The 10,677-nt window shown below is 58.5% G+C and carries 12 protein-coding genes; 7 read left to right on the top strand and 5 right to left on the bottom strand.

Annotated features, from left to right (window positions below; genetic code table 11):
• Nucleotides 1-12: 12 nt before the first annotated feature.
• The 5 genes from QNH97_RS17620 to QNH97_RS29370 all read left to right on the top strand — a co-directional run bounded on the left by QNH97_RS17620 (nt 13) and on the right by QNH97_RS29370 (nt 3,643).
• Nucleotides 13-384, top strand: a complete 372-nt coding sequence (locus tag QNH97_RS17620; protein ID WP_283553159.1) for a metalloregulator ArsR/SmtB family transcription factor — start codon at nt 13-15, stop codon at nt 382-384.
• 206 nt (nt 385-590) lie between these two features.
• Nucleotides 591-1,307 (top strand): arsenical resistance protein ArsH, encoded by a 717-nt coding sequence (arsH, locus tag QNH97_RS17610; protein ID WP_283553158.1) that lies wholly within the window; start codon nt 591-593, stop codon nt 1,305-1,307.
• 100 nt (nt 1,308-1,407) lie between these two features.
• Nucleotides 1,408-2,412, top strand: a complete 1,005-nt coding sequence (locus QNH97_RS17605; RefSeq protein ID WP_283553157.1) for an ArsJ-associated glyceraldehyde-3-phosphate dehydrogenase — start codon at nt 1,408-1,410, stop codon at nt 2,410-2,412.
• Between the two features lie 9 nt (nt 2,413-2,421).
• Nucleotides 2,422-3,351: an MFS transporter gene (locus QNH97_RS17600; RefSeq protein ID WP_350356191.1), complete on the top strand. Its 930-nt coding sequence runs from the start codon at nt 2,422-2,424 to the stop codon at nt 3,349-3,351.
• Nucleotides 3,344-3,643, top strand: a complete 300-nt coding sequence (locus QNH97_RS29370) for an MFS transporter (protein ID WP_350356190.1) — start codon at nt 3,344-3,346, stop codon at nt 3,641-3,643. The genes QNH97_RS17600 and QNH97_RS29370 overlap by 8 nt, the downstream gene beginning before the upstream one ends.
• A gap of 84 nt (nt 3,644-3,727) precedes the next feature.
• On the opposite strand, the gene chrA is transcribed toward QNH97_RS29370, so the two are convergent.
• Nucleotides 3,728-4,933, bottom strand: a complete 1,206-nt coding sequence (chrA, locus tag QNH97_RS17595; protein ID WP_283553156.1) for a chromate efflux transporter — start codon at nt 4,931-4,933, stop codon at nt 3,728-3,730.
• A 360-nt stretch (nt 4,934-5,293) separates the two neighbouring features.
• Between chrA and QNH97_RS17590 the strand changes: the two genes are divergently transcribed.
• On the top strand, nt 5,294-6,334 hold the full coding sequence (locus QNH97_RS17590; RefSeq protein ID WP_283553155.1) for a zinc-dependent alcohol dehydrogenase family protein: 1,041 nt from the start codon (nt 5,294-5,296) through the stop codon (nt 6,332-6,334).
• Nucleotides 6,335-6,650: 316 nt separating this feature from the next.
• Here QNH97_RS17590 and QNH97_RS29560 read toward each other — a convergent pair whose 3' ends face one another.
• The 4 genes from QNH97_RS29560 to baeS all read right to left on the bottom strand — a co-directional run bounded on the left by QNH97_RS29560 (nt 6,651) and on the right by baeS (nt 9,339).
• The gene (locus tag QNH97_RS29560) at nt 6,651-6,752 is read right to left on the bottom strand and encodes a small membrane protein YohP (protein WP_502944384.1); all 102 of its coding nucleotides are present in this window, start codon (nt 6,750-6,752) and stop codon (nt 6,651-6,653) included.
• A 69-nt stretch (nt 6,753-6,821) separates the two neighbouring features.
• The gene (locus QNH97_RS17585; RefSeq protein WP_283553154.1) at nt 6,822-7,085 is read right to left on the bottom strand and encodes a hypothetical protein; all 264 of its coding nucleotides are present in this window, start codon (nt 7,083-7,085) and stop codon (nt 6,822-6,824) included.
• A gap of 182 nt (nt 7,086-7,267) precedes the next feature.
• The gene (locus QNH97_RS17580) at nt 7,268-7,951 is read right to left on the bottom strand and encodes a response regulator (protein WP_283553153.1); all 684 of its coding nucleotides are present in this window, start codon (nt 7,949-7,951) and stop codon (nt 7,268-7,270) included.
• Between the two features lie 2 nt (nt 7,952-7,953).
• The gene (baeS, locus tag QNH97_RS17575) at nt 7,954-9,339 is read right to left on the bottom strand and encodes a sensor histidine kinase efflux regulator BaeS (RefSeq protein ID WP_283553152.1); all 1,386 of its coding nucleotides are present in this window, start codon (nt 9,337-9,339) and stop codon (nt 7,954-7,956) included.
• Between the two features lie 144 nt (nt 9,340-9,483).
• Here baeS and QNH97_RS17570 point away from each other — a divergent pair, with 144 nt between their 5' ends.
• Entirely contained in the window at nt 9,484-10,677 is a 1,194-nt protein-coding gene (locus tag QNH97_RS17570) for an efflux RND transporter periplasmic adaptor subunit (protein ID WP_283553151.1), read from the top strand.

Here is a 10,677-nt window from a genome sequence, read left to right as displayed (position 1 = left end):
CTGAGAACTGAAATGGCTGACCATCTGACCCCGACCACCGTTTTCAAGTGCCTGGCTGACGACACTCGGGTCCGCACGATGCTGCTCATCACCCGTGAAGGCGAGTTATGTGTTTGCGAACTGACCTGCGCGTTGAATGAGAGTCAGCCAAAAGTCTCCAGGCACCTGGCGCAATTGCGTATTTGTGGTCTGTTATCGGACCGTCGGCAAGGTCAATGGGTTTACTACCGGCTGCACCCGAATCTCCCTGATTGGGTTCTTCATGTGCTGACCACTGTGCTGGAAAACAACAAGCACTGGTTGAGCCCTGATGCCAAACGCCTTGATGAAATGGGTGACCGTCCCGAACGTGCCGCCGTGTGCTGTGAAAGCAAAATCGCCTGATTCCGCCTTCAACTACGAGACCGCTCGATGAAAATCCTGTTTCTCTGCACTGCCAATAGCTGCCGCAGCATCCCCGGTCGCTTTCTCCACGGTGATCGGCCCGTTGGTGGAAGTGCCGGTGCTGATTTCCCTGGTCGGCGTAGCCCTCTGGTTGAAACGCCGCTGGTTCGATGAATCCAAGAGCGCCGTTGCGCAGGACAAAGACTATGTTTGATGAACACATCCCCCAACTCGATACCGAACTGGCTGATCTCCCATCGACAGACAAACTCGGTATCGAAAAGACTTCCACCCACAAACCGCGCATTTTGCTGCTGTATGGATCGACCCGTGAGCGCTCTTTCAGTCGCTTGTTGGTTGAGGAGGCCGCTCGCTTGCTGGAGCATTTCGGCGCCGAGGCGCGGATTTTCAATCCGTCCGGTTTGCCGCTGCCCGATGACGCCCCTGACAATCATCCACGTGTGAAAGAACTGCGCGAGCTGATGCTCTGGTCGGAAGGGCAGGTCTGGTGTTCTCCAGAGCGTCATGGCTCCATGAGTGCAGTGTTCAAGGCGCAGATTGATTGGGTACCACTGGCGATGGGCGCGGTACGCCCGACCCAGGGCAAAACCCTCGCCGTCATGCAAGTGTGCGGTGGCTCGCAGTCGTTCAACGTGGTCAATCAGCTGCGAGTGCTCGGACGTTGGATGCGCATGTTTACCATCCCCAACCAGTCTTCCGTACCGAAAGCCTATATGGAATTCGACGATAACGGCCGGATGAAACCGTCTCCGTTCTATGATCGCGTCGTGGATGTGATGGAAGAGTTGGTGAAATTCACGCTGCTGCTTCGCGACCGTCAGGACTATCTGGTGGACCGTTATTCCGAGCGCAAGGAGTCGGCGGAGGAACTTATGAAACGTGTCAATCAGCGCTCTATCTGAGGATTATTCACCGGTGTTGCTGCCATCCCGCATTGAATACATCGGCCAGTCCGACATCCCAGTCGAACGCCCACTGACAACAGATACAGAGCACACCAATATGACTATCAAAGTTGGCATCAATGGTTTCGGTCGGATCGGTCGCCTCGCGCTACGAGCAGCCTGGAGCTGGCCGGAGTTTGAGTTCGTGCAAATCAACGATCCAGCGGGTGACGCGGCGACGCATGCACACTTGCTGAACTTCGATTCGGTGCATGGTCGTTGGAATTATCAGGCCGAGTCCGAAGGCGATAGCATCGTCATCGACGGCAAGCGGATCAAGGTGACGGCCAATAAGGCGATTGCCGACACCGATTGGTCGGGCTGCGATCTAGTGATTGAAGCCAGCGGCAAAATGAAGACGGTTGCGGTGCTCCAGGCTTACCTTGACCAAGGCGTGAAGCGAGTTGTGGTCAGTGCACCAGTGAAAGAGAAGGGCGCTTTGAACGTCGTCATGGGCGTCAACCATCAGCTGTTCAAACCGGCTGAGCATCGCATCGTTACCGCCGCTTCGTGCACCACTAACTGTCTGGCACCCGTGGTGAAAGTCATCCACGAGAAACTGGGCATTCGTCATGGCTCGATCACCACAATCCACGACCTGACCAACACCCAAAGCATTCTCGATCAACCGCACAAGGATCTGCGTCGTGCGCGTGCTTCGGGTATGAGCCTGATTCCAACCAGCACCGGCTCGGCCACCGCCATTGCCGAAATCTTCCCGGAACTGCGCGGACGCCTGAATGGTCACGCCGTTCGTGTGCCGCTGGCCAACGCGTCGCTGACCGACTGCGTCTTTGAAGTCGAGCGGGCCACAACCGTCGAAGAGGTCAATCAGTTCCTGAAGGACGCCTCCGTGAACGAGCTGAAAGACATCCTCGGTTTCGAAGAACGTCCGCTGGTGTCCATCGACTACCGCACCGACCCGCGCTCATCGATCATTGATGCGCTATCGACCATGGTCATCAACGGCACTCAGGTCAAACTCTATGCCTGGTATGACAACGAATGGGGCTATGCCAACCGCACCGTTGAGCTGGCCAAAATGGTCGGTCTGGCAGTCTAAGGAGCGGTCATGAAAGCGTTGTCGGCCCTCGCTCCAGAAGTGCGGCAGTACCTGCTCGTGACGGGCAACTACTGGGCCTTCACCCTCACCGATGGCGCTTTGCGCATGTTGGTGGTGCTGCACTTTCACGCATTGGGCTACAGCCCACTGCAAATCGCGGCGTTGTTTCTGTTCTACGAACTGTTTGGTGTGATCACCAACCTGGTGGGTGGCTACCTTGGCGCCCGGTTGGGGCTGAACCGAACCATGAACATCGGGCTGGGTATCCAGGTAGCTGCGCTGCTGATGCTGACCGTTCCGGTAGCGTGGCTGACCATCCCCTGGGTGATGGGCGCTCAGGCGCTGTCAGGGATTGCCAAAGACCTGAACAAGATGAGTGCCAAGAGCTCCATCAAGCTTCTGGTTCCGGATGGGCAGCAGGGCAAGCTCTACAAGTGGGTGGCGATCCTCACGGGCTCGAAGAATGCACTCAAGGGTGTCGGCTTCTTTCTTGGCGGAGCCTTGCTGGCATTGATCGGCTTCAAAGGTGCGTTGCTGGCTATGGCGGGTGTCTTGGCGCTGATCTGGGTCAGCAGCATGATCATGTTGAAGAAGGACCCTGGGCAAAGCAAAAGCCAAGCCCAAGTTTCGCGACATCCTGTCCAAGAGCAAGGCAATCAACATCCTTTCAGCGGCGCGAATGTTCCTGTTCGGCGCCCGCGATGTCTGGTTTGTGGTGGCCTTGCCGGTGTACCTGAGCAGCGTGTTCGGCTGGGACTTCTGGAGGGTTGGCGGCTTCTTGGCGGCCTGGGTCATCGGCTATGGCATCGTCCAGTCGTTGGCCCCGAACATCACCGGCAAAAAAAGCGGCCACGTTCCGGATGGGCGGGCAGCCTTCGTTTGGGCGGCATTGCTGGCGGGGCTGCCTGCAGCAATCGCCTTCGGTCTCTCGGTGGGTAGCGCGCCTCACGTTGTGCTGCTGGGCGGGTTGATGGTGTTCGGCGCGCTGTTCGCGGTGAACTCTTCTCTGCACAGCTACCTCATCGTCTCGTATGCCAAAGAAGACGGCGTGTCGCTGGACGTGGGTTTCTATTACATGTCCAACGCCTTGGGCCGATTGCTCGGCACTGTGTTGTCCGGCTGGATATATCAGGGCTACGGATTGGAGGCCTGCTTGTGGGTTTCCTCGGCCTTCGTATTGCTGGCCGCGCTGATTTCCATCGCCTTACCCAGGCATATTGAGGTGACATAAGGTTGATAGCTAAGCGATCAGGTAAGGACGCTATGGAAGGGCAATCCCAGTAGGCGAGAATGCACTGTTGGGTTTAACGGAGCATCAAAGCACGACGCTCAGCAGCCATCCGGCTGCACCACCACCGATCACTACCAACCAGGGCGGTTGCTTCCAAAACATCAGCGCGACCAGGCACACCAACGCCAAACCGAAGTCCTGTGGCTTAAGGATTGCGCTTGTCCATACAGGCTGATAAAGCGCTGCCAGGAGCAAACCCACCACTGCGGCATTGATCCCAAGCAGCGCAGCCTGGACATGTACGCTGCGTCGCAGTTGCTCCCAAAACGGCAACGTACCCACGATCAACAGAAACGACGGTAGAAAAATGGCCAGCAAACAAATGAACCCGCCGACCCAGCCAGAGGGCTCGGCGCTCATTGAAGCGCCGAGAAATGCCGCAAACGTCAAAAGCGGCCCAGGAACAGCCTGCGTTGCACCATACCCGGCAAGAAAAGTTTCATTGCTGACCCAGCCCGGAGGCACTACTTCGGCCTGCAACAATGGCAGCACCACATGACCACCACCGAATACCAGAGACCCGGCGCGATAAAATGCATCGACCAGGGAGAGCGTCTGATTGAGAAAGACCTGGCTCATTATCGGTAAGCCGATCAGCAAAGCGAAGAACAGTGATAACCAGAACAAACCTGCTCGGTAACCGACCTTTATGGGCAGTGGATCATGTTCGGCGGCGCGAGCGGGTTTGAATAAAAGCAAGCCGGCAAAAGCAGCTACCACAATTGAGCCGATCTGCCCCCATGCAGACGGAGCCAACAGCACCACACACGTCGTGATCGCCATGATCGTGATACGCAACGCGTCTGGGCATAGATTTCGTGCCATTCCCCATACGGCTTGAGCGACTACCGCAACGGCCACGACTTTCAAACCATGCAGTACGCCAGGGGCGATGACGTCACCATAGTTGGAGATACCTGACGCAAACAGGATCAGAAGAATGGCCGAGGGCAACGTGAACCCCGTCCAGGCGGCCAACGCCCCGGAGTAACCCGATCGAGAGAGTCCCAGCGCCATGCCCACCTGGCTACTCGCAGGGCCCGGCAAGAACTGGCAAAGCGCAACCAGGTCAGCATAGCTGCGCTCAGAGAGCCATTGGCGGCGCGTAACGAATTCATCGCGAAAGTAACCCAAGTGCGCGATGGGGCCGCCAAATGAGGTCAGTCCCAGGCGCAAAAAGATGAGGAATATAAAGAACGGTCGACGGTCATCCCTGGGGGGTATGTTCATGCACGTGCGTCCCGCATTTAGTTAGACATTGATGACGATGAGGAAAAGAAGACGGCAAACGGATCGGCGTCTACGAACGCCGAGGGTGGGAAATAGGTGGTCAATCTTCATGTCATGGTTTCCCTCGCGATGTGCGCCGCGTAGACCAGGGCTCGGTAGAGGTACACCTCGAATCCGGGCGCCATCATAGTGCTCGATTGCGGTGTCGAAACTCAATAAGCCAGTTCATACGAACTCGTTGTACCTTGAAAGTCTTACAGTCACTGCTATACACCAGGCTCTCTGGTCGCGAACATTGCGGCCTGGCCTGTCCGCGAACCAGGATGGGATATAGCGCTTTTCTAAAGTAGAGGGATCTTCATGAAGGCCGTAGTTTACGAAGCTTTTTCCCAACCCCCTCGTTTGATGACAGTCGAAGACCCGACCCCTGAGCGTCACGGAGTGGTCGTTCAGGTCCTTGGCACGGGCGTATGCCGAAGCGACTGGCATGGTTGGAAAGGTCATGATCCTGACATTCGGCTGCCTCATGTGCCTGGTCACGAGTTGGCGGGGGTCGTGGCTGAGGTTGGTAAAGATGTCGCAAGATGGAAGGTTGGCGATCGCATTACTGTTCCGTTTGTCGGTGGCTGTGGGGCTTGCCCAGAATGCAATAGCGGCAACCAGCAGGTGTGCCATAGCCAGTTTCAGCCAGGCTTCACTCATTGGGGCTCTTTCGCCGAGTATGTGGGGATTCACAAAGCGGATTTGAACTTGGTTGCGCTGCCGGAGAACATGGACTTCGCTACGGCGGCGAGCCTTGGTTGTCGTTTCGTCACGTCGTTCCGTGCGGTTGTCGATCAAGGCAAAGTCACAGCGGGCCAGTGGGTGGCGGTTCATGGCTGTGGCGGTGTGGGGCTGTCCGCAGTGATGATCGCCAACGCTATTGGGGCGAACGTTATCGCCATCGATATCTCAGACGACAAGCTCAAGCTTGCCCAGTCGCTGGGTGCGGTCGCGACGGTCAACGCAAGCCGCGTGGCGGATGTCACCGAGGCGGTACTCGAGATTACGAAGGGCGGCGCTCACGTTTCGCTGGATGCCCTGGGCCATCCAACGACCTGCTTCAACTCCATCAATAATCTGAGACGGCGTGGCAGGCATGTCCAGGTCGGTTTGATGCTGGCGGACCACAGCACACCGGCGATCCCCATGAGCAAAGTCATTGCCTACGAGCTGGAGATTTGTGGCAGCCATGGCATGCAGGCTCACCGTTACGGCGCGATGATGGAGATGATCACGTCCGGTAAGCTGGCGCCTGAAAAACTGGTCGGCAAGACCATCAGCCTCGAACAATCGATTGATGCGCTCATGAACATGGATCGGTTTGACACGGCAGGGGTGACGGTTGTGACACAGTTCTAAGGGATTCCCGATAATGCGCTTCGTCGACTTCGATCAGGGGCGCATAACCGTCCTAAGGTTGACAAAGGACAACTCTCTCACCTCTGGTCCCAGCCGTTGCAGCTACAGAACATGGTTTTTGCCACGGTCTCGACGCTGGCGAGGCAGGGACACGAGTGCGACCGCAGGGGCAACTGCCCAACCGGTAATGGCTACAAGACTCATGTCAGCATGAATTCAGCGAGCCGATTGGCCGCAAGACCTAGCCCAATCCGCAAGGATTGGGCTTTTTCCAGCTGGAAAATGAAACGCCAGTCCAGTGGTCCAGCTGTCTCGATCAGAAGATGAACTTGAACAGCGCAATGACCACGATCAGACCGATGATGAAAATGATGCCTACGGTGCCGCCAAGGAATTTCAACATAGTTAGTGCTCTCATCAGGTGGGCTTAATCTTCTAGACCACCCTCGACAGCGCTCGTTTCGTTGGATATTCATTCACGGTTGAATCAATGAACCGCCCAGGACCTTGGCACAGGAACATGTTCAAACTTTGAAATGGTCTTGATCCAGTAGCGGCGATAGTCGGTCTGGTCCGGCGCCAAGGGCTTGTGGGTTGACCAAGGATGCTCGGCCTTCAAACTGGCGCGGTAGGCCTCCCATTCTTTTTGCTCGGCCACTTCCCTGGCTTTGCTTCTGTCATCGAACCAACCCAGGACGTAGGCTTCGCCCTGATCCGTGCCGTGTGCTATCAGCAGATAAATCTCTGTCATTACCTGGTCCGCCGTTCAATCCTGAAACCCAGTCACTGGGGTCTTATCTTGGGTATCGGCAGCGGCTTTGTGTTTTTGAGACTTATTGTTGAACAGGGTGTCTTGCGGACTTGGACGAGTGGAAGGCCCGCCGGCGCTCAATGGCCCAACGGACTCAGAAGCATCGATTTCGAAGCGATGCTTCAAGCGTCAGCAAGCTGAAACCGATAACCAATCCCATACAACGACTCGATCGGCTGCTCTCCCGGGCAAGCCTGTTCGAGCTTGCGCCGCAGATTGCGGATATGGCTGTCGACAGTGCGATCAGTGACCACCCGGTGATCGGAATAGATCCTGTCGAGCAACTGATCCCGGGAAAACACTCGCCCCGGGGAGCGGGCGAGGGTGCTGAGCAGACGCAGTTCCAGGGGGGTAAGGTCCAGCGCTATGCCATCGAGGGACGCCAGATACTGCGCTTCATCAATGTGCAGGCGCTGCGTGGAAGCCGTCATGAAATTCGGGCTGCGACGCAGGATCGCCTTGACCCGGGCCACCACCTCGCGGGGGCTGAAGGGTTTGCAGATGTAGTCGTCGGCCCCCAGGTCCAGCCCCAGCAGGCGGTCCACTTCCTCGACACGGGCGGTGATCATGATGATCGGCACCGCGCTGAAGCTACGCAGCTCCTTGCACACTTGCAGGCCGTCGCGCCCAGGCAGCATGAGATCGAGCAGGATCAGCCGCGGCTCGCTGGCACGTACCGCCGGAACCACTTGAAGGCCGTTGTCCAGACACTGGGTCACATAGCCGGCGGCGATCAGGTAGTCGCGCATCAATGTCGCCAGTTTGGGTTCGTCTTCGACGATCAGGATCGGGCTGTCATTGGGCATGTTCAGGCGTTCCGTGGCAGGCGCAGGGTCAGCCAAAGGCCACCCAACGGCGAGTGATCGGCGCTGAGACTGCCGCCGTGGGCCAGGGCAATGCTGCGGCAGATGGCGAGCCCCAGGCCGGCACCACCGCTGGCCCGATTGCGTGAAGTTTCGCCGCGGTAAAATCGCTCGAACAATCGCGGCAACTGATCCGCGTCGACCCCGGGGCCGGAATCAAGGACGTCGATGCGCACGATGTCGCCCTCGCTGGCGGCACGAATGCACAGCACTCCGCCTTCATCGGTATAGCGCACGGCGTTTTCCAGCAGGTTGCCAAAGAGTTGCTGCAAGCGTTTCGGGTCGGCTTCGACCTGCAGCGGTGTTGTTGGCAATTCCAGCTCCAAACGCAGATGCCGAGCGTTGCAGCGCTCCTGGAACATCGCCACGCAACCGTCCAGCAGTTCATTGAGATCGCATTCGTGCTTGCGGTAAGTCAGCGCGCCTACGTCGGCCAGGGACAGTTCATACAGGTCATCCACCAGTTTGCTGAGCATGCCGACTTCGCCTTGCAGCGATTTCATCGAGGCTTGATCGAGGGTGCGTACGCCGTCTTCGATGGCCTCCAGCTCGCCGCGCAACACTGACAGCGGAGTGCGCAGTTCATGGGAGACATCGGCCATGAACTCCCGGCGCATTTTTTCATTGCGTTCCAGGGTATACGCCAGTTGATTGAAGTCACGGGCCAACTGGCCGACTTCGTCATTGGAGGACACCGATACCCGGTTGCTGTATTCCCCGGCGGCCAACCGGTGCGTGGCGGCGGCCACCCGCTTGACCGGGTCGAGTAGGGTGCGGGCTATCCACCAGGCGATCAGCATCGCCAGCAGCAGCGAGAACACGCCCACCCCCAGGCTGGTGCGCACCAGGTACTGACGAAAACGTTCGCCTCCTGCTTCGGTCACATTCTGGAACGGCGTCACCGCCAGCCAGCCGACGGTTTTGCCGGCGACGTCGATCGGGCGCATCAGGGCGTCGTCGCCGATTGCCGAATAGCCCATGACCAGTTGCTTATGCTGGTCCAGCAGGGCGATGCGAAACACCGCGCCGGTCAGGTCGGACATCGGCATGGGCGGTCGTTGCGGGTCGGTGGCGTTTTCTCCCGGTTCCGGACGCAGCAGTTCGAACCAGCGATCCGGCTGGTTGCGCAGGAACTCCCAGTTGCCTTCGCGCTCGTAGGCGCTGGACAGGCGCGGCAGTACCGGCGTCATGCGCACCAGGGCCTGTTCGTTGAGGTAGTCGAGAAAACCTTTGCCAAAGCTCCAGCCGTTGGCTACGCCCATGCTCAGGATGACAAACAGCACGCTGGCCATTACGGCAATAAACAGCTTGGTGGAAATGCTCAGTTTCATGGGCTCGGGCAGTCGAGGAGTGGCCCGTCCATTTAGGCCCTGGTGGGATGAAGATTCAAGGGCGGCGGGCAATCTTCAATTTTCCTGCACATTTGCCTCGCAGTATGGCGCCTGGCTTGAACCATCCGTCTTGCAGAGGCATTTATGTCGACCAAATTATTCGCCAAATCCCTGGTGACCGCCGCCTTCCTGGTGTCTTTGATCATTTTGTTCCTGTTGGGCGGTTGCTCCGGCGAGTCCGCCCCGGCACTGGAACCGCCCAAGGTTTCAGTGATCACCGTGCAGCCGCAAAGCCAGGCGCTGACCACGGAATTGGCCGGGCGCACCCAGGCGTTCATGGTTGCTGAAATTCGCCCGCAGGTCGGGGGTATCGTCCAGCAACGGTTGTTTGTCGAAGGGGCCGAGGTCAAGGCAGGGCAGGCGCTGTACCAACTGGACGCTTCTTCTTATAAGGCCGCGTTGGCTGAAGCACAGGCAAACCTCGCCAAGGCTCGCGCCACGTTGAAGTCGGCCCAGGCCACGGCCAAGCGTGACGCACAGTTGGCGAAGATCGATGCCATCAGCCAGCAGGACAACGAAGATGCCCAGGCCAGCCTGTTGACCGCTGAAGCGGAACTGCAAGTGGCCCAGGCCGGCGTCGACACTGCGCGCATCAACCTGGCGTACACCCGCATTAGCTCACCCGTCAGCGGGCGCATCGAAACCTCGACGGTCACCCCAGGTGCGCTGGTGGTCGCCAATCAAGACAGCGCCCTGACCACGGTGCAGCAGTTGGACCCGATCTACGTCGATGTCACCCAGTCGACCACCGAGCTGTTGCGCCTCAAGCGCGACCTGGCCAGCGGTGCGCTCCAGAGCAACGGCGAAGGCGAGGCGCGGATTCGCCTCAAGCTCGATGACGGCAGCACGTACGCCCAGGAAGGCCGCTTGAAATTCAGCGGAGTCAGCGTCAATGAGGGCACGGGCACGGTGACCTTGCGGGCGCAAATCGCCAACCCGGACCGGTTGTTGCTGCCGGGCATGTACGTGCGGGCGGTGTTGGAGCAGGCGCGAGATGACAAGGCCATCCTGATTCCGCAACAGGCGGTAACCCGCAGCGCCAGTGGCGCGACCTCGGTGCTGGTGGTGGTCAATGGCAAGGTCGAGCAACGCACGCTGAGCATCGACCGCGCGGTGGGCAACCAATGGTGGGTCACGGCCGGCCTGAGCGCCGGTGACCAGGTGATTGTCGAGGGCGGGCAGAAAGTCCGGGTCGGTGAAACCGTTGTGGTGCAGAACGCTGGCACCCGCAGCCGTATGCGAACAGCGGCGCCTGTTGCCATTGCGCAGGAGGGTTGA

Source organism: Pseudomonas sp. G2-4, from assembly GCF_030064125.1.
GTDB lineage: Bacteria > Pseudomonadota > Gammaproteobacteria > Pseudomonadales > Pseudomonadaceae > Aquipseudomonas.
Note: the sequence above shows the minus strand (reverse complement) of the source record. Positions and strands in the feature narration are given on the sequence as shown.

What these genes read in the sequence shown, in the direction of transcription:
- QNH97_RS17620 (WP_283553159.1), top strand. Translation starts at nt 13, where the DNA reads ATGGCTGACCATCTGACCCCGACCACCGTTTTCAAGTGCCTGGCTGAC.
- arsH (WP_283553158.1), top strand. Translation starts at nt 591, where the DNA reads ATGTTTGATGAACACATCCCCCAACTCGATACCGAACTGGCTGATCTC.
- QNH97_RS17605 (WP_283553157.1), top strand. Translation starts at nt 1,408, where the DNA reads ATGACTATCAAAGTTGGCATCAATGGTTTCGGTCGGATCGGTCGCCTC.
- QNH97_RS17600 (WP_350356191.1), top strand. Translation starts at nt 2,422, where the DNA reads ATGAAAGCGTTGTCGGCCCTCGCTCCAGAAGTGCGGCAGTACCTGCTC.
- chrA (WP_283553156.1), bottom strand. Translation starts at nt 4,933, where the DNA reads ATGAACATACCCCCCAGGGATGACCGTCGACCGTTCTTTATATTCCTC.
- QNH97_RS17590 (WP_283553155.1), top strand. Translation starts at nt 5,294, where the DNA reads ATGAAGGCCGTAGTTTACGAAGCTTTTTCCCAACCCCCTCGTTTGATG.
- QNH97_RS29560 (WP_502944384.1), bottom strand. Translation starts at nt 6,752, where the DNA reads ATGAGAGCACTAACTATGTTGAAATTCCTTGGCGGCACCGTAGGCATC.
- QNH97_RS17585 (WP_283553154.1), bottom strand. Translation starts at nt 7,085, where the DNA reads ATGACAGAGATTTATCTGCTGATAGCACACGGCACGGATCAGGGCGAA.
- QNH97_RS17580 (WP_283553153.1), bottom strand. Translation starts at nt 7,951, where the DNA reads ATGCCCAATGACAGCCCGATCCTGATCGTCGAAGACGAACCCAAACTG.
- baeS (WP_283553152.1), bottom strand. Translation starts at nt 9,339, where the DNA reads ATGAAACTGAGCATTTCCACCAAGCTGTTTATTGCCGTAATGGCCAGC.
- QNH97_RS17570 (WP_283553151.1), top strand. Translation starts at nt 9,484, where the DNA reads ATGTCGACCAAATTATTCGCCAAATCCCTGGTGACCGCCGCCTTCCTG.